Annotated in this window: 14 protein-coding genes; 6 read left to right on the forward strand and 8 right to left on the reverse strand. The window is 74.0% G+C overall.

Annotated features, from left to right (window positions below):
• Positions 1-19 precede the first annotated feature (19 nt).
• A complete protein-coding gene (locus FE634_RS10855; RefSeq protein ID WP_148240586.1) occupies positions 20-1,441 on the forward strand; it encodes an aminotransferase-like domain-containing protein in 1,422 nt (473 codons plus the stop codon).
• Between the two features lie 28 nt (positions 1,442-1,469).
• Here the strand turns inward: FE634_RS10855 and FE634_RS10860 are convergent, their stop codons facing one another.
• The 4 genes from FE634_RS10860 to FE634_RS10875 all read right to left on the reverse strand — a co-directional run bounded on the left by FE634_RS10860 (position 1,470) and on the right by FE634_RS10875 (position 6,602).
• A complete protein-coding gene (locus FE634_RS10860; RefSeq protein WP_138875882.1) occupies positions 1,470-1,754 on the reverse strand; it encodes a hypothetical protein in 285 nt (94 codons plus the stop codon).
• Positions 1,751-3,055, reverse strand: a complete 1,305-nt coding sequence (locus FE634_RS10865; RefSeq protein ID WP_262347388.1) for an MFS transporter — start codon at positions 3,053-3,055, stop codon at positions 1,751-1,753. Before FE634_RS10865 ends, FE634_RS10860 begins: the two co-directional genes overlap by 4 nt.
• A gap of 102 nt (positions 3,056-3,157) precedes the next feature.
• Complete coding sequence (uvrB, locus tag FE634_RS10870; protein ID WP_148240587.1) at positions 3,158-5,284, reverse strand: excinuclease ABC subunit UvrB; 2,127 nt, start codon at positions 5,282-5,284, stop codon at positions 3,158-3,160.
• 67 nt (positions 5,285-5,351) lie between these two features.
• Positions 5,352-6,602 (reverse strand): phospholipase D-like domain-containing protein, encoded by a 1,251-nt coding sequence (locus tag FE634_RS10875; protein WP_246060912.1) that lies wholly within the window; start codon positions 6,600-6,602, stop codon positions 5,352-5,354.
• A 125-nt stretch (positions 6,603-6,727) separates the two neighbouring features.
• Here FE634_RS10875 and FE634_RS10880 point away from each other — a divergent pair, with 125 nt between their 5' ends.
• Positions 6,728-7,924 carry an MFS transporter gene (locus FE634_RS10880; protein WP_262347389.1) on the forward strand — a complete coding sequence of 399 codons (1,197 nt, stop codon included), beginning with the start codon at positions 6,728-6,730 and terminating at the stop codon, positions 7,922-7,924.
• A gap of 265 nt (positions 7,925-8,189) precedes the next feature.
• Here the strand turns inward: FE634_RS10880 and FE634_RS10885 are convergent, their stop codons facing one another.
• A complete protein-coding gene (locus FE634_RS10885; RefSeq protein ID WP_148240588.1) occupies positions 8,190-9,149 on the reverse strand; it encodes a DNA-3-methyladenine glycosylase family protein in 960 nt (319 codons plus the stop codon).
• Between the two features lie 92 nt (positions 9,150-9,241).
• Between FE634_RS10885 and FE634_RS10890 the strand changes: the two genes are divergently transcribed.
• Both FE634_RS10890 and FE634_RS10895 read left to right on the forward strand, forming a co-directional pair.
• Positions 9,242-10,768, forward strand: a complete 1,527-nt coding sequence (locus FE634_RS10890) for an ATP-dependent DNA ligase (protein ID WP_148240589.1) — start codon at positions 9,242-9,244, stop codon at positions 10,766-10,768.
• Between the two features lie 80 nt (positions 10,769-10,848).
• Positions 10,849-11,544 carry a TetR/AcrR family transcriptional regulator gene (locus FE634_RS10895; RefSeq protein WP_148240590.1) on the forward strand — a complete coding sequence of 232 codons (696 nt, stop codon included), beginning with the start codon at positions 10,849-10,851 and terminating at the stop codon, positions 11,542-11,544.
• A gap of 12 nt (positions 11,545-11,556) precedes the next feature.
• On the opposite strand, the gene FE634_RS10900 is transcribed toward FE634_RS10895, so the two are convergent.
• The gene (locus FE634_RS10900) at positions 11,557-12,846 is read right to left on the reverse strand and encodes an acetyl-CoA C-acetyltransferase (RefSeq protein ID WP_138875883.1); all 1,290 of its coding nucleotides are present in this window, start codon (positions 12,844-12,846) and stop codon (positions 11,557-11,559) included.
• A 131-nt stretch (positions 12,847-12,977) separates the two neighbouring features.
• Between FE634_RS10900 and FE634_RS10905 the strand changes: the two genes are divergently transcribed.
• The gene (locus FE634_RS10905) at positions 12,978-14,330 is read left to right on the forward strand and encodes a 3-oxoacyl-ACP reductase (RefSeq protein ID WP_138875884.1); all 1,353 of its coding nucleotides are present in this window, start codon (positions 12,978-12,980) and stop codon (positions 14,328-14,330) included.
• A 2-nt stretch (positions 14,331-14,332) separates the two neighbouring features.
• The gene (locus tag FE634_RS10910; RefSeq protein ID WP_262347390.1) at positions 14,333-15,220 is read left to right on the forward strand and encodes a MaoC/PaaZ C-terminal domain-containing protein; all 888 of its coding nucleotides are present in this window, start codon (positions 14,333-14,335) and stop codon (positions 15,218-15,220) included.
• Between the two features lie 30 nt (positions 15,221-15,250).
• Here the strand turns inward: FE634_RS10910 and FE634_RS10915 are convergent, their stop codons facing one another.
• Together FE634_RS10915 and FE634_RS10920 are read right to left on the reverse strand one after the other, a co-directional pair.
• Positions 15,251-16,144 carry an acyl-CoA thioesterase gene (locus tag FE634_RS10915; protein WP_138875886.1) on the reverse strand — a complete coding sequence of 298 codons (894 nt, stop codon included), beginning with the start codon at positions 16,142-16,144 and terminating at the stop codon, positions 15,251-15,253.
• Positions 16,141-17,070: a proteasome assembly chaperone family protein gene (locus tag FE634_RS10920; RefSeq protein WP_170981680.1), complete on the reverse strand. Its 930-nt coding sequence runs from the start codon at positions 17,068-17,070 to the stop codon at positions 16,141-16,143. The genes FE634_RS10915 and FE634_RS10920 overlap by 4 nt, the downstream gene beginning before the upstream one ends.
• Between the last annotated feature and the right edge of the window lie 4 nt (positions 17,071-17,074).

Consider the following 17,074-nt stretch of genomic DNA (forward strand, 5'->3'; position numbering starts at 1 on the left):
AGCGCTATCGTGGTGCGTCATGAACGACGATAGCAGCGGCCGGATCGCGGCCAGCCTCCGCGCCTGGCTCGCGACGGCGCCCGCGGGGGCCCGCCTGCCGTCGACCCGGTCGATCGCCGCCGAGCACCGGGCGAGCCCGGTCACGGTGCAGCGGGCGCTGCGCTCGCTCACCACCCTGGGGCTGGTCGAGACCCGGCCCGGCGTCGGCACCTTCGCCCGCACCGCCCGCACCGCCCGCACCGCCCTGCCGGTCGACCACGCCTGGCAGACCAACGCCCTCCGGTCCCCGCCGACCAGCGCCCGCGGGTCGTCGACGGCGCTGCGCACCGTGCCGAACGACGTCCTCGCCCTGCACGCGGGCTACCCCGACCGCGACCTGCTGCCCGAGCGACTGGTGCGCTCGGCCCTGGCGCGCGCCGCCCGCTCGGACGCCGCGGTGACCCGCACCCCCGCGGCCGGGCTCCCGGCGCTCCAGGCCTGGTTCGCGGCCGAGCTCGCCGAGCACACGCCGTCCGGGACGACGGCACCCGCGGCGCACGAGGTCGTCGTCGTGCCGGGGAGCCAGAGCGGGCTCGGCTCGGTCTTCCGGGCCCTGGTGGCGCCCGGCCAGGCGATGCTGACCGAGTCGCCCACCTACTGGGGCGCCATCCAGGCCGCCGGCCAGGCCGGGGTGCGGCTCGTGCCGGTCCCGAGCGGGCCGGGCGGCCCGGACCCGGACGACGTCGACCGCGCGTTCGCGGAGACCGGCGCCCGGGTCTTCTACGCCCAGCCGCACTACGCCAACCCCACCGGCGCCCAGTGGAGCCCCGCCGTCGCAGCCCGGATCCTCGACGTCGTCCGGGCGCGCGGCGCGTTCCTGGTCGAGGACGACTGGGCGCACGACTTCGGGATCACCACCTCCCCGACGCCCCTGGCCGCCCAGGACGACGGCGGCCACGTGGTCTACCTCCGCTCCCTGACCAAGAGCGTCTCGCCCGCCCTGCGGGTGGCGGCGCTGGTCGTGCGCGGGCCGGCGCGGGCCCGGATCCTCACCGACCAGGCCGCCGAGACGATGTACGTCAGCGGGCTGCTCCAGGCCGCCGCGCTCGACGTCGTCACGCAGCCCGGCTGGGGCACCCACCGCCGCGGCCTGCGCGAGCGGCTCGGCGCGCGCCGCGACCTGCTCGCCGCGGCGCTGCGGGAGCACGCACCGAGCGTCGAGGTCGAGCACCTGCCGCCGGGCGGGCTGAACCTCTGGGTCCGGCTGCCCGACCACACCGACCTGGACGCCGTGGTGCTCGGCTGCGAGCGCCGGGGGCTGGTGGTGGCCCCGGGCGCCGAGTGGTTCCCGGCGGAGCCGCCGGCGCCGCACGTGCGGCTGAGCTACGCGGGACCGAACCCCGCCGCGTTCGCGGACGCCGCGACCATCCTCGAGCAGGCGGTCGTCGCGGCCCGTCCCTGAGCCCCGCGACGTCTCGACGCCGGCGCCGTCACGGGCCCTCGACCACGGTCTCCCAGCGGGCCCGCCGCTCGTCGTCGTCCTGCTCCCACCAGGGGGTGCCCCGCTCACCGAGCGCGACCTTGGCGGCCTGGACGCCGGCGCGGGAGCGGGCCTCCTCGTCGGTGCCGCGGGTGCGCCGGACGTCGCGGCGCCAGGCCATCAGCACCTTCTGGAGCTCGGCCCGCCGCTCCTTGGGGATGTCGGGGTCGGTCGCGCGCCAGCGCCGCCCGTCGATGACGACGTGGTGACCGTCCTCGGTGTGCTCCGGGCTCACGTCGCCTGCCCGTTCGCCACGCCGGCCTCGAGGGTGGACCGGTCGATCACCCGGCGGGCCCGGCGGCGCCAGCGCCAGATCTGCAGGAGGCCGACCGCCCACAGCACGTACTGCGCGCTCATCGCCCAGCGGAACGCCTCGGGCGAGTAGTCGGTGGAGGCGCCCGGCGTGCGCCAGTCGAGGATCAGCCCGACCGTGACGACCAGGATCAGGCTGGCCACGAACCCGGCCTGGTTGATGATCCCGGTGGCGCTGGCCAACCGCTCCGCGGGGTTCGAGGTGCGCGCCATGTCGAAGCCGATCATCGAGGCCGGCCCGCCGAGCCCCACGACCTGGGTCAGCAGGACCAGCAGCCACAGCGGCGCCTGCCCGGGCCACGCCAGGACGGCGGTCCACACCAGCACGATCGACCAGACGATGACCAGCACCATCGAGGACCGGTGCCACGGGTGCCGGCCGACGAGCAGCCCGAGCAGCGGGCCGGCGTACATGATCGCCACGACGATGAGGGTCAGCAGCACCCCGGCCGTCGCCTCCGAGAGCCCCTCGCCCTGCACGAGGAACGGGTAGCCCCACAGCAGGCTCAGCGTGGTCGCGCTGAACTGCGAGGTGAAGTGCATCCAGAAGCCCAGGCGGGTGCCGGGGTGCGCCCACGACGCCGCGAGGCTGCTCCGGACGACGCCCAGCGACAGCCGGGCCCCGACCTCGCGCCGCTGGGACGGCGCGTCGCGGACCACCAGCAGGAGTGCGGCGACCAGCGCGATGCCGACCGACGCGGCCGCGAGGTAGGTCCCGGTCCACCCGAACTCGCGCAGCGCGAACGTCATCGGCACCGCGGCCGCCACCGCGCCGGCCTGGCCGAGGGTGCCGGTGACCTGGGTGATGAGCGGGACCCGCCTCGGCTCGAACCAGCGGCTGACCAGCCGCAGCACGCAGATGAAGGTGAGCGCGTCGCCGATGCCGACGACCACCCGCGCCGCCACCGCCGCCGGGTAGGACTCGGCGAGCGCGAAGCCCGCCTGCGCACCGGTGAGCAGCACGGTGCCGAGCAGCATCACCGCCTTCGGCCCGAACCGGTCGACCAGCAGCCCGACGGGGACCTGCATCGCGGCGTAGACGAGCAGCTGGAGCATCGTGAACGTCGCCAGCTGGGCCGCCGACAGGTCGAACCGCTCGGTGGCCGCGATCCCGGCGACCGCGAGCGAGCTGCGGTGGAAGACGGCGACGAAGTAGACCGTCAGGGCGACCGCCCACACGCTCCAGGCCCGTCGCCCGCCGAGCGGGGACGAGGTGCTGGTCACTCCCCGGACTGTACGACCGCGGGAGCGCCGGCCCCCACCCAGGCTCTGGCGGTGGACGGCCGGGGGTGACGTCGCCCGCCGACGGTCACGAGGCAGTCCTCCTCACTTCGTCGCCTCCATCATCTGGCGCAACTCGCGCTTGAGGTCGTTGATCTCGTCGCGGAGCCGCCCGGCCAGCTCGAACTGCAGCTCGGCGGCGGCCTGCTTCATCTGGTCGGTGAGGTCCTGGATCAGCTGGGCCAGCTCGGAGCTGGGCAGCCCGGCGAGGTCCTTGGCGTGGTGGCCGCTGGCCTTGTCGCCCAGCACCGGCACCGTCTGGCGGGCCTTGACCCCGCCGGCCCGGCCCTTGGCCGCGGTGCCGGCCCACGTCTGGAGCAGCGCCTCGGTGTCCTCGCTGTCGCGGTTGAGCATCTCGGTGATGTCGGCGATCTTCTTGCGCAGCGGCTGCGGGTCGACGCCGGCCGCCTTGTTGTAGGCCACCTGCTTCTCGCGACGCCGGTTGGTCTCCTCGATCGCCGACTCCATCGAGGGGGTGATCTTGTCGGCGTACATGTGGACCTGGCCGGACACGTTGCGCGCGGCGCGCCCGATCGTCTGGATCAGGGACTTGTCGGAGCGCAGGAAGCCCTCCTTGTCGGCGTCGAGGATCGCCACCAGCGACACCTCGGGCAGGTCGAGGCCCTCGCGCAGCAGGTTGATGCCGACCAGGACGTCGTACTCGCCCATCCGCAGCTCCCGGAGCAGCTCGATGCGGCGCAGGGTGTCGACCTCCGAGTGCAGGTAGCGCGTGCGGATGCCGGCGTCGAGGAGGTAGTCGGTGAGGTCCTCGGACATCTTCTTGGTCAGCGTCGTGACCAGGACCCGCTCGTCCTTCTCGGTGCGGGTGCGGATCTCGTGGATCAGGTCGTCGATCTGGCCCTTGGTCGGCTTGACGACGACCTCGGGGTCGATCAGGCCGGTCGGCCGGATGATCTGCTCGACGACGTCGCCGCCGACCTTGTCGAGCTCGTAGTTGCCGGGCGTCGCGGAGAGGTAGATGGACTGGTCGACGCGGTCGAGGAACTCCTCCCAGCGCAGCGGCCGGTTGTCCATCGCGCTGGGGAGCCGGAACCCGTGGTCGACGAGGTTGCGCTTGCGCGACATGTCGCCCTCGTACATGCCGCCGATCTGCGGGACGGCGACGTGGGACTCGTCGACGACCACGAGGTAGTCCTCGGGGAAGTAGTCGAGCAGGCAGTTGGGCGCGCTGCCGCGGGTGCGGCCGTCCATGTGCATCGAGTAGTTCTCGATGCCGGCGCACGAGCCGACCTGCCGCATCATCTCCACGTCGTAGGTCGTGCGCATCCGCAGCCGCTGGGCCTCGAGCAGCTTGCCCTGGCGCTCGAAGGAGGCCAGCTGCTCGACCAGCTCGGCCTCGATGCCGCGGATCGCGCGCTCCATGCGCTCGGGACCGGCCACGTAGTGGGTGGCGGGGAAGACGTAGAGCTCCTTGTCCTCGGTCAGGACCTCGCCGGTGACGGCGTGCAGCGTCATCAGCCGCTCGATCTCGTCGCCGAAGAACTCGATGCGCACCGCGTGCTCCTCGTAGACCGGGAAGATCTCGAGGGTGTCGCCGCGGACCCGGAAGGTGCCGCGGGTGAAGGACATGTCGTTGCGCGTGTACTGGATCTCCACGAGCTGGCGCAGGATCGAGTCGCGGTCGCGCTCCTCACCGACGCGCAGGCGGAGCATCCGGTCGACGTACTCCTGGGGGGTGCCCAGGCCGTAGATGCACGAGACCGTGGAGACCACGATGACGTCGCGCCGCGTCAGCAGCGAGTTGGTCGCCGAGTGCCGCAGCCGCTCGACCTCCTCGTTGATCGAGGAGTCCTTCTCGATGTAGGTGTCGGTCTGCGGGACGTAGGCCTCGGGCTGGTAGTAGTCGTAGTAGGAGACGAAGTACTCGATCGCGTTCTCCGGGAACAGCTGGCGCAGCTCGTTGGCGAACTGCGCGGCCAGCGTCTTGTTGGGCTGCAGGACGAGCATCGGGCGCTGCACCTGCTCGGCCACCCAGGCGATCGTGGCCGTCTTGCCGGTGCCGGTCGCGCCGAGGAGGACGACGTCCTTGACGCCGCCCTCGACCCGGCGGGTGATCTCCTTGATGGCCGCCGGCTGGTCGCCGGACGGGGAGTAGTCGGAGATGACCTTGAACGGGGCCAGGCGGCGCTGGAGGTCGGTGACGGGGCGCATGTGAGGAGCCTACGACCGGCCACCGACAACCTCCGGGCGAGCGGGCGTCCGGGCCCCCGGGCGCCGGTCAGAGCAGCGGGCGGAGGGGGGCCAGGAAGGCCTCGGTGAACTTGCGGTGCAGGTCGCGGGCCTCCCACTCGCCCTGTGTCAGCTCGACGGTGTTCGACTCGTCGGTCCGGAAGATCTCCTCGAGCTGGGCGGCAAGACCGGCGTCGATGATCTCCACGTTGATCTCGTAGTTGCCGGTGAGGCTGAGCCGGTCGATGTTGGCGGTGCCGACCGTCGACCAGGTGCCGTCGACCGTGGCGGTCTTCGCGTGCACCATCGCGCCGCGGAACCGCAGCACCTTGACCCCGGCCTCGAGCAGCTGGGAGAAGTACCCGCGCGAGATCCAGTCGGCGACGATGTGGTTCGACTTCAGCGGGATCAGCAGCCGCACGTCGACGCCGCGCCGCGCGGCGTGCTTCATCGCGTCGACGAAGTCCTGGTCGGGGATGAAGTAGGCGGTGGTGATCCAGACGTTGGTGCTGGCGCGGTTGATCGCCTCGAGGTACATCGAGCGGATCGGGAACATCCACAGCCGGGGCACGTTGCGCTGCACCCGGATCCGCGGCTCCCAGGTGGAGGCCGTCTCGAGCAGCAGCGGCCGCTCGCTGTGGCGCACGCGGCGCCGGCGGTGCAGGTTCCAGAAGTCCGCGAAGGCCCGCTTCAGGTCCCAGACGCCGGGGCCGCTGATCCGGACGTGGGTGTCGCGCCACTCGGTCTCGTAGGCGTCGCCGATGTTGTAGCCGCCCACGAAGCCGACCGTGTCGTCGACGACGAGGATCTTGCGGTGGTCGCGCCCGTAGCGGCGCAGGTCGAAGAAGCGCCAGCCGGCCGACCAGACCGGGTACTTGAGCACCTTCATGTTGGCGGGGAAGTGCTTGAAGACCGGCGAGACGACGAGGTTGGCGAAGCCGTCGTAGATGCAGTAGACCTCGACGCCGCGGTCGGCGGCGTCGGCCAGCGCCTTCTTGAACCGCTCGCCGGTGGCGTCGCCCTTCCAGATGTAGGTCTCGAAGAGCACCTGGCGCTGCGCGCCCTCGATCGCCGCGAGCATGTCGTCGTAGAGGTCGCGCCCGAAGGTGTAGGTCGTGACCGCGCTCTCCTCGATGTCGACGGTCCGCGGCGGCGTCGTGGGGAACGCCTTCGGCTTCTTGCCCCGACGGCGGTAGGAGTCGACCAGCGACATCGTCACCGCGATGGCGACCTGCAGGCCGAGGATCGTCAACAGGGTGCGGCGAGCCCGCCTCATCAGCCGCTCCACGTCGATCCGCACGGCGTCAACCTAGCCTGCGCGCCCGAACCGCCGCGGGGCGCGCGGCGCACGTCGTGGGCCGCGTCACGGGCCACGGTGCGAGACCGGAGCACCGGGTGCCCGGTCGGGGCCGTTGAATCTCCCGGGTGAGCCTCGCCGTCCGACCTCCCGCCACCGTGGGCACCGCCCGCCGCTGGGCCATGCTCGCGGCGAGCACGCTCGCGCAGGCCGCGTGCGCGGTGATGGCGCACGGGCCGGCGTTCCTGATCCCCGCGCTGCACGACCAGCGGGGCCTGAGCCTCGCCGAGGCCGGCGTCGTCGCCGCGGCGCCGACGGTGGGGGTGATGCTCACCCTGGTCGCGTGGGGCCTGCTGACCGACCGCCGCGGCGAGCGCCTGGTGCTGGTCTCCGGACTGGTCCTGACCACGCTCGCCGGCCTCGCCGCCGTCCTCGTCGACGGGCTGGTGCCGCTGACCCTCGCCCTCTTCCTCGGCGGGGCCGCCTCCGCGTGCAGCGCGGCGGCGTCCGGCCGGGTCGTGGTGGGCTGGTTCCCGCCGCACCGGCGCGGGCTGGCGATGGGGATCCGGCAGATGGCGCAGCCCGTGGGCGTCGGCGTCGCCGCCGTCAGCATCGCCACCGTCGCGGACCGGCACGGCGTCGGCGCCGCGCTGTGGGTGCCGACGATCGCGACCGCCGTCGCCGCGCTCGTCGTCGTGCTCGTCGTCCTCGACCCGCCGCGGCCGCCCGCGAAGGACGGCCCGGCGCCGAGTCCCTACCGCGGGGACGGCTTCCTCGCCCGCGTGCACGGGGTCTCGATGCTGCTGGTCGTCCCGCAGTTCGTGGTGTGGACCTTCGCGCTGGTCTGGCTGGTGCAGGACCGCGACTGGTCCCCCGCCGCGGCCGGTGCCCTCGTGGCCGTCGCCCAGGTGGTGGCCGCGCTCGGCCGGATCGCGGCCGGCCAGCTCTCGGACGTCGTCGGCTCGCGCACCCGGCCGCTGCGGTGGGTCGCGGTCGCGGCGGCGGTGGCGATGGGCCTGCTGGGCCTCGCCGCGGGGCTGGACTCGGCCGTCGCGGTGCCGCTCATGGTCGTCGCGACCGCGCTGACCGTGGCCGACAACGGACTCGCCTTCACCGCGGTGGCCGAGCGGGCCGGGCCGCACTGGTCGGGTCGGGCACTCGGGCTCCAGAACACCGCGCAGTTCCTCACCGCCGCCCTGGTGCCGCCGCTGGGCGGGCTCGCGGTGATCCACGCGGGGTACGCCGCGACGTTCGCGCTGGCCGCGGTGTTCCCGGTGGTCGCCGTGGCGCTCGTGCCGGTGCGCGGCGAACGTCCGCTCGGCTGAGGACCCCCGCGGGACACGGGGAACAGAAGTAGGACGACCCGCTCGGCTCCTCCCCAGGAGCGGTGAGCGGGTCGTCCTCTGTGCTTCTTCGGCACGGGCCCGGTGTGCTGCGATCCCCCCAGATCGAGATCAGCACACCCCTGGCCCGGCGTCGTCGCCTCGGCTCCCCCCGGAACCTTGCGACAGGTAGAACACTACGGCGGTCCCGGCACGCGCGGTCCACACGCAGGTCACGGCTGGTGCAGACCTTGGTAACAACCTGGTCTCAGGGGCCGCCGCGGCGCTGGCCGGGCGACACCGAACCCCCCGGGAGGTGCCCGCGCGGCGCCATCCGGGCCCCGTGTCGCGGGCGGTGCAGCCGGGCCATCGCCACCAGCGCGGGCACCCGGCCGCGCTGCGGCCGCCACGGCTCGAGGTAGGCCGCGAGCTCCTCGTCGTCGAACGGCGTGCCGGTCAGCGCCCAGCCGACGTCCTTGGCGACGTGGTAGTCGCCGAACGAGACCGCGTCGGGGTCGCCGAGGACGCGCTGGCGGACCTCCGCGCTGGTCCACACCCCGATGCCGGGCAGCGACCGGAGCCGCCGGTCGGCGTCGTCGGGCGCGAGGTCGACGAGCCGCTCGAGGGAGTCGGCCACCCGCGCCGCGGTGACGATCGCCCGTGAGCGAGCCGGGTCGACGTGCAGGCGCAGCCACTCCCACGACGGGATCGTGCGCAGGACGTCGGCGGCCGGCTGCACCCACAGCCGGTGCTCGGCGCCCGGCCCGGGCGCCCGCTCGCCGAAGCGGTGCACGAGCATCCGGAACCCCGCGAACGCCTCCTGCCCGGTGACCTTCTGCTCGATGATCGACGGCACGAGCGACTCCATCAGCAACCCCGTGCGCCCGAGGCGGGCGTGCGGGTGCCGGCGCAGCGCGTCGGCGAGGACCGGGTGCCGCGGCTCGAACTCCTCCCAGCTGTCGAGGGCGCCCAGCAGCGCGGGCAGCGTCTCGAGGGCCCAGTCGGCGCCCGGGCCCCACGCCTCGGCGTGGACCGTGCCCTCGGCGGGGCGCGGCTCGACGACCAGGGTGGCCGGACCCAGCGGCGTGCGGGAGCCGCGCCAGGTGCGGCCGGCGTCGTCGCGGCGCATCGTGGGGTCGCCGCCGCCACGGCGCTGCTGGCCGAGGACGGCGGTCACCGGGCAGGGCCAGTCGGGTCGCCACACCCGCGTCGCTCCGGCCTGCGTCATGCCCTCGAGGGTAGGGCGCGACGGGGACAGCCCCGCCCGCGCCGCCTCGACGGGTGGACGCGCCCGGGGGTGGCGCGGTGTTGGATGACGAGATGCTGCTTCTTGACGTGGTGGAGACCTCGGCGGCCGTCGCCGCCACCCGGTCGCGCAAGGCCAAGGCCGCCGCGATCGCCGACCTGCTGGCCCGCTGCGGGCGCGACGAGGTCGAGCTGGTCGCCGCCTACGTCGGCGGCGCCCTCCGGCAGCGCCGCACCGGCGTGGGCTGGCGCGGGATCGGCACGCTCCCGGCGCCGGCCGCCGCGCCGTCCCTGACCGTGGTCGAGGTCGACGCCGCGTTCGAGGCGCTGGCGGCGCTGGCCGGCACCGGCTCGCAGGCCGCGCGCCGCGAGGCCGTGGCCCGGCTGTTCGGCGCCGCGACGGCGTCCGAGCAGGCGTGGTTGCGTGCGGTCGTGACCGGCGCGGTGCGCCAGGGCGCGCTCGACGCCGTCGTCCAGGAGGCGGTCGCGGCCGCGGCCGGGGTGCCGCTGGCGGCGGTGCGCCGGGCGGCGATGCTGGCCGGCTCCACCACGGCGGTCGTCGCCACGGCGTTCGACGGCGGCGAGGAGGCGCTCGCCGCGGTCGGGCTCGAGGTCGGCCGGCCGGTGCTGCCGATGCTGGCGTCGTCGGCGACGTCCGTGGCCGAGGCGCTGGTCAGGGTCGGCGCCACCCCGGCGGCCCCCGCGGCGGTCGACACCAAGCTCGACGGCATCCGGGTCCAGGTGCACCGCGACGGCGACGACGTCCTGGTGGTGACGCGCAGCCTCGACGACATCACCGCCCGGCTGCCCGAGGTGGTCGCGGCCGTCCGTGCGCTGCCGGCCCGGCGCCTCGTGCTCGACGGCGAGGTGCTCGCCCTCGACGACGCCGGCCGGCCCCGGCCGTTCCAGGAGACCGCGTCGCGCACCGCCATGGGCGAGGGCGTGGTGGTGACCCCGTTCTTCTTCGACGTGCTGCACCTCGACGGCCGCGACCTCCTCGACGCTCCCGGAGCCGAGCGGGCCGCCGAGCTGGAGGCGCTGGTGCCGGCCCGGCACCGGGTGCAGCGGCTGGTCACCGCCGACGCCGCCGAGGCCGACGTCTTCGTGGCCGGGGTGCTGGCCGCCGGTCACGAGGGTGTCGTCGTCAAGGACCTCGCCGCTCCGTACGCCGCCGGCCGCCGCGGGGCGGCGTGGGTCAAGGTCAAGCCGGTCCACACCCTCGACCTCGTGGTCCTGGGCGTCGAGTGGGGCTCCGGGCGGCGCGAGGGCTGGCTCTCCAACATCCACCTCGGGGCCCGCGACCCCGACCGGCCGGGCGCGCCCGACGAGTTCGTGATGCTCGGCAAGACGTTCAAGGGGATGACCGACGAGATCCTCGCCTGGCAGACCGAGCGGTTCCTCGGGCTGGAGACCGCCCGGGAGGGGCACGTCGTCCGCGTCGCGCCGGTGCAGGTCGTCGAGATCGCCTTCGACGGCGTGCAGCGCTCCTCGCGCTACCCCGGCGGCGTCGCGCTCCGCTTCGCCCGGGTGCTCCGCTACCGCGACGACAAGGCGGCGTCCGAGGCCGACACGCTCGCGACGGTGCAGGCGTTCCTCGCCTGAGCCGCCGCTCACCGCCACGGGAGCCGCCGCGAGCGTCACAGACGTGCAACTGGGTGTGACAGCTGTCCTACGATCGCCCGGTGAGCACTGGCCCCCGGCGCGTCCCCGAGTCCGACGGACGCCGGCGGGCAGCGGCGGCGCGGCGCCGGGTGCGCGAGGCCGAGATCATCGCCGCCACCCGGCAGCACTTCGACACCCGCGGCGCCGGCGAGGCGCAGATCGAGGACGTCGCCGCGGCCGTCGGCATCAACCGCGCGATCGTCTACCGCGTCTTCACCGGCAAGGAGGAGCTGTTCGCCCTCACCCTGGTCAGCTACCTCGACGAGCTGCGCGAGGCCCTCGCCGCCGCAGCTGGGGCGGCCACCTCGCCCGCCGGGCGGCTGAGCGGCATCGTCGGCGCCTTCGTCGACTACGGCGTCGCGCACCCGGCGTTCGTCGACTGCGCGCAGTCGCTGATGCGCCGCCGCGGCGACGAGCTGCTCGACGAGATCTCCGAGGGTGCGCTGTTCCGCCTCGGCCGGGCGATCTCGTCGTGCCTGACGATCCTGTCCACGACCCTCGAGGACGGCGTCCGCGCCGGTGACTTCGCCGCGTCGGTCGACCCGGTCCTGGTGGCCAACACGCTCTACGCCTCCGGCCTGGGCGCGCTGCAGCTCGCCCACGTCGGCATCCTCGTCGAGGAGGCCGCACCCGGCATCCCGACGGTCGGCACGATCACCGCCGACCAGGTGCGCGCGCACCTGGTCGCCTCGGCGCTGGGGCTGACCCGGCCGTAGCGGCCGGGGCGGTCAGGCGCGCTCGAGCAGCGCCACCACGCCCTGCCCGCCAGCCGCGCAGATCGAGATCACGCCGCGGCCGGTGCCGCCCTCGGACGTCGCGAGCAGCTTGGCCAGCACGTTGACGATCCGTCCGCCGGTCGCCGCGAACGGGTGGCCGGCCGCGAGCGAGGAGCCGTGCACGTTGAGTCGGCTGCGGTCGATCGGGCCGAGCGGGCCGTCGAGCCCGAGCCGCTGCTGGCAGAAGACCGGGTCCTCCCAGGCGGCGAGCGTGGCGAGCACCTGGGAGGCGAAGGCCTCGTGGATCTCGTAGTAGTCGAAGTCCTGGAGGCTCAGCCCGTTGCGGGCCAGCATCCGCGGCATCGCGTACGCCGGCGCCATCAGCAGGCCCTCGCCGCCGTTGACGTGGTCGACGGCGGCGGTCTCGAAGTCCGACAGGTAGGCCAGGACCGGCAGGCCCCGCTCGGCGGCCCACTCCTCCGAGGCCAGCAGCACCACGGAGGCGCCGTCGGTCAGCGGCGTCGAGTTGCCGGCGGTCATCGTGGCCGCCTCGCCCCGGCCGAAGACCGGCTTGAGCCGCCCGAGCTTCTCGACGGTGGAGTCGCCGCGCAGGTTGGTGTCGCGCTCGACGCCGCGGAACGGCGTCACCTGGTCGTCGAGGAACCCCGCGTCGTAGGCCGCGGCCAGCTTCTGGTGCGAGGCCGCCGCGAGCTCGTCCTGCGCCTCACGGGTGACCTGCCACTCCAGCGCGGTCAGCGCGGCGTGCTCCCCCATCGACAGCCCGGTGCGCGGCTCGCCGTTCTGCGGGACCTCCAGGCCGATGTCGCCGGGCCGGATGGCGGCCAGGGCCTTGATCCGCGAGGCGGTGTCGCGGGCGGCGTTGACCTTCATCAGCTTCCGGCGGAGCCGGTCGCTGATCGCGACCGGCGCGTCGGACGTGGTGTCGGTGCCGCCCGCGATGCCGACGTCGATCTGCCCGAGGGCGATCTTGTTGGCCACCTGGATCGTCGCCTGCAGCCCGGTGCCGCACGCCTGCTGGATGTCGGTCGCGGGCGTCTCGGGCGACAGGCGGGACCCGAGGACCGACTCGCGCGCGAGGTTGAAGTCGCGGGCGTGCTTGAGCACCGCGCCGGCCACGACCTCACCGAGGCGCTCGCCCTCCAGCCCGAACCGGGCGACGAGCCCGTCGATGGCGGCGGTGAGCATCTCCTGGTTGGACGCCTCGGCGTAGACCGAGCTGGACCGGGCGAAGGGTATCCGGTTGCCACCGACGACGGCGACCCGGCGGGTACGTTCGTTCATGCGACCATACTGGCCGGTAACACCGCGTCGCGAAAGCCGGTGAGGGCCACGTCACGAAATGTGGACTCCGAGTTACACCCGTAGTTGCATCACCTGGTCAGACCATCACCGAGAGCGAGGCAGCAGCCGCCATGAGCGACAAGTATCAGGGCTTCACGTCGACCCCGGTCGGCAGGATCCTGGTGAGGAACCTGGGACTTCCCGACCCCACCCGCCTCGAGCGCTGGACCGAGGGCGCACCGCTGGTCGACGGCACCGTGCTGGTCGGTGGCTCCGGCCGCCTGGCCGAGTCGCTGCCCTCCCTGCTCGGCACGCTCGGGGTCACCGTGACCACCGTCGCGCCGGAGGAGGGACGCCTCAAGGGTCTCGTCCTCGACGCCACCGGCCTGACGTCGTCGTCCGAGCTGGTCGCGCTGCGCCAGTTCTTCACCCCCGTGCTCCGCCGCCTGGCCACGTGCGGCCGCGTCGTCGTGCTCGGGACGCCGCCCGAGCTGGTCCGCGGCGCGGAGCGGGTCGCGCAGCGCGCGCTCGAGGGCTTCACGCGCAGCCTGGGCAAGGAGGTCGGGCACGGCAGCACCGTCCAGCTCGTGCACGTCGCCGACGGCGCCGAGAGCGGCGTCGCCAGCACGCTGGCGTTCCTGCTGTCGCCGAAGTCCGCCTACGTGTCCGGCCAGGTGGTCCGCATCGGCGCGCACGGCGTCACCGACGTGCCCGTCGTCGCCACGCCCGAGGACCTGGTCGCCCCGCTGGCCGGCAGGGTCGCCCTCGTCACCGGCGCCAGCCGCGGCATCGGCGAGCAGATCGCCCGCGTGCTGCACCGCGACGGGGCGAGGGTCGTCGGGGTCGACGTCCCCCAGGCGGCCAGCGAGCTGCAGGCGCTGATGAAGGAGCTCGACGGCGACTGGCTGACCCTCGACATCACCGGCAAGGACGCCCCGCAGCGCATCGCCCACCACCTGCGCAGCAAGCACGGCGGGGTCGACGTCGTCGTCCACAACGCCGGCATCACCCGCGACCGGAAGCTCGCCAACATGGACGACGCCCGCTGGGAGTCGGTCGTCGCGGTGAACCTGACCGCGCCCGAGCTGATCACGCGCGAGCTGCTCGAGCAGGACCTCGTCCGCGACCACGGCGCCATCGTCGGGGTCGCCTCGATCGCCGGCATCGCCGGCAACGTGGGCCAGACCAACTACGCGGCCTCCAAGGCCGGCGTGATCGGCCTGGTCGACTCCCTGGCCGACGAGCTCGCCGAGCAGGGGCGTGGCATCACCGTCAACGCCGTCGCGCCCGGGTTCATCGTCACCCAGATGACCGCCGCGGTGCCGTTCGCGACCCGCGAGGTGGGCCAGCGGCTGAACGCGATGGCCCAGGGCGGCCTGCCGGTCGACGTCGCCGAGACGATCGCCTGGTACGCCCACCCCGCCTCGAGCCTGGTCAACGGCAACGTCGTGCGGGTCTGCGGCCAGATGATGCTGGGGGCCTAGCCGTGAGCACCCCGCGCACGAGCCCGGTCACCGTCCTGCTGCGCGCCGCCCTCCCGTCGGTCCCCGTCGTCAACCGGCTGCCCGGCGTCCGCAAGGCCCCGGCGTCCCGCTTCACCGGCCTCGTGCGGACCGCGCCGCCGGTCACGATCGACCGCGCGCACGTCGAGCGGTACGCCCGCGTCTGCGGCTTTCCGGCCAAGGACGTCGTCCCGCTCCCCTACCCGCACCTGCTCGCCTTCGGCATGCAGATGGCGATGATGAGCGACCAGGCCTTCCCGGCCCCGGCGATCGGCATGGTGCACGTGGCGAACTCGATCACCCAGCACCGGCCGGTCGCGGTCGGCGAGTCGGTGAGCGTCACCGCGCGGGTCGGGGCGCCGCTCCCGCACCCGCGGGGCACGGTGTACGAGTTCGTCACCGAGGTCCGCGCCGACGACGAGCTGGTGTGGCAGGAGGTCTCGGCCTACCTGCGTCGCGGTCGCGGCGACGCCGCCGCGGTGTACGGCACGGTTCCGCCCGCGGTCGAGCCCGGCGGGATCCCCTGGCGGCTGCCCGCCGACCTCGGGCGCCGGTACGCCGCGGTGTCCGGCGACCGCAACCCGATCCACCTGCACCCGCTGACCGCGCGGGCGCTCGGCTTCCCGCGCCAGATCGCCCACGGCATGTGGACCCTGGCCCGGTGCGTCGCCGCCCTCGAGAACCGGCTCCCGGACGCCGTGCGCGTCGACGTCGCCTTCAAGCGGCCGGTGCTGCTGCCCGGCACCGTCGTCCTCGGCACCGCGCGCGTCGAGGGTGACGGCGACACCGTTCCGGGCTGGGGCTTCGGCCTGACCAGCCCCACCGGCACCACGCACCTCACCGGTCGGACCGCCCACCCCGGTCTCGGCTGACCCCTCCCGGCGTCGGCGTCGTCGGCGGCGTCAGCGGGTCTTGGGGCGGATCAGGCCCTCCTGGGCGACGGTGGCGACCAGGACGCCGTCCTGGCGGAAGACGCGACCGATCGAGAGGCCGCGGGCGCCGCCGGCGGAGGGCGACCACTGGTCGTAGAGCCACCACTCGTCGACGCGGAAGGGCCGGTGGAACCACACCGTGTGGTCGAGCGAGGCCATCTGCACCGTCGTCGGGTCGGCGCCGTCGTGGGCGGCCAGCGAGGCCCCCAGCAGCGAGACGTCGCTGGCGAAGGTGAACGCCGCGAGGTGCTCGAGGGGGTCGTCGCCCATCTCGCCGCGGATCCGGATCCACATCCGCGACTGCGACGGGTGGTCGGGGTCGGGGTCGAGGCCGCGCCGCGAGCTGCCGAGCCACCGGGCGTCGAGCGCCGCCCACTCCTTGCCGAGCGCGTCGGACTCCTCGTTGCCGCGCCGTCGCATCAGCTCCATCAGGTCCACGCCCTCCTCGGGGGGCTTGACCCGGGGCATCACGTCCTGGTGCTCGAGACCTTCCTCGAGCCGCTGGAAGCTGAGCGTCTGGTAGTAGATCGCGCGGCCGTGCTGGCGGGCGACGACCCGGCGGGTGACGAACGAGCGTCCGTCGCGGATCCGCTCGACGTCGTAGATGATCGGCACCGAGTAGTCACCGGGGAGCAGGAAGTAGGAGTGCAGGGAGTGCACGTGGAGGTCGGGCTCCACGGTCCGGGCCGCCGCGATGAGCGACTGCGCGGCCACCTGGCCGCCGTAGACCCGCTGGCGGGTCGTGTCGGGCTGCTTGCCGCGGAACAGGTCGACGTCGAGGTACTCGAGGTCGAGCAGCGCGACGAGGTCACGGGCCGGGTCCGGGGCGGCGTCCTGGGCGGCGTCCGGGGCGGGGTCGGTCACTGCTCGTCCTTCGGGTCGGGATCCTCCAGGTCGGCGAGGAACTGCTCGAACTGCAGGCCGATCTCGTCGCCGGTCGGCAGCGGCTCGTCGTCGGCGAGCAGGTTCGCGCCGCTCTCCTCGGCGCGGGCGAACGAGTCGTACTGCCGCTCCAGGGAGGCGACCACCTCGCCGACCTCCTCGTTGGCCGACAGGTAGCGGGCGATCTCGGCCTCGCGGTCGCTGGCGGCGACGTGCAGCGCCGACAGGTCCAGCGTCAGCCGTCCGGCTCGCTCCACCTGCTCGAGCAGGACCGCGGCGGCCTGCGGGTACTCCAGCTGCGCGAGGTAGTGCGGGATGTGGGCGACGAAGCCGAGGGCGTCGCGTCCCCACTCCCCCAGCCGCAGCTCGAGCAGACCCTGCGCGCTGCTGGGCACCCGCAGCTCGCCGGCCCACGGGTTCTCGGAGGTGACGAGGTCCGGGTTGTTGGCGTGGTGGGTCACCGCGATCGGGCGGGTGTGCGGCACCGCCATCGGCACCGAGCCCATGCTGACCACCAGGGTCACCCCCAGCCGGTCGACGACCTCGAGCACGGCCCGGGCGAAGGCCTCCCACCGGTTGTCGGGCTCCGGTCCCTGCAGCAGGAGGTACGGCGTCCCGCCGGCGTCCTGCAGCAGCCGGACGACGAGCCGCGGCGCGTCGTACTGCTCGTAGTGGTCGCGGACGAACGAGACCGCCGGGCGCCGGGCGCGGTAGTCGTGGAACTGGTCGACGTCGAAGGTCGCCACGACGGTGCCGCCGTCGGAGAGCGCCGTCAGGTGCTGCGCGGCCAGCGCGGCCGAGGTGCCGGCGTCCAGGAAGCCGTCGAGCGCGACAACCATGGTCACCTCGCTGACCGACTCGAGGCCGGGGACCTCGTCGACGATGTGGACCAACCGCTCGGAGCTCACGGGG

This window comes from Nocardioides sp. S-1144, assembly GCF_005954645.2.
Classification (GTDB): domain Bacteria; phylum Actinomycetota; class Actinomycetes; order Propionibacteriales; family Nocardioidaceae; genus Nocardioides; species Nocardioides dongxiaopingii.

Coding starts and splice junctions, on each gene's coding strand:
- FE634_RS10855 (WP_148240586.1), top strand. CDS start 20: ATGAACGACGATAGCAGCGGCCGGATCGCGGCCAGCCTCCGCGCCTGG.
- uvrB (WP_148240587.1), bottom strand. CDS start 5,284: ATGCGCCCCGTCACCGACCTCCAGCGCCGCCTGGCCCCGTTCAAGGTC.
- FE634_RS10885 (WP_148240588.1), bottom strand. CDS start 9,149: ATGACGCAGGCCGGAGCGACGCGGGTGTGGCGACCCGACTGGCCCTGC.
- FE634_RS10890 (WP_148240589.1), top strand. CDS start 9,242: ATGCTGCTTCTTGACGTGGTGGAGACCTCGGCGGCCGTCGCCGCCACC.
- FE634_RS10900 (WP_138875883.1), bottom strand. CDS start 12,846: ATGAACGAACGTACCCGCCGGGTCGCCGTCGTCGGTGGCAACCGGATA.
- FE634_RS10905 (WP_138875884.1), top strand. CDS start 12,978: ATGAGCGACAAGTATCAGGGCTTCACGTCGACCCCGGTCGGCAGGATC.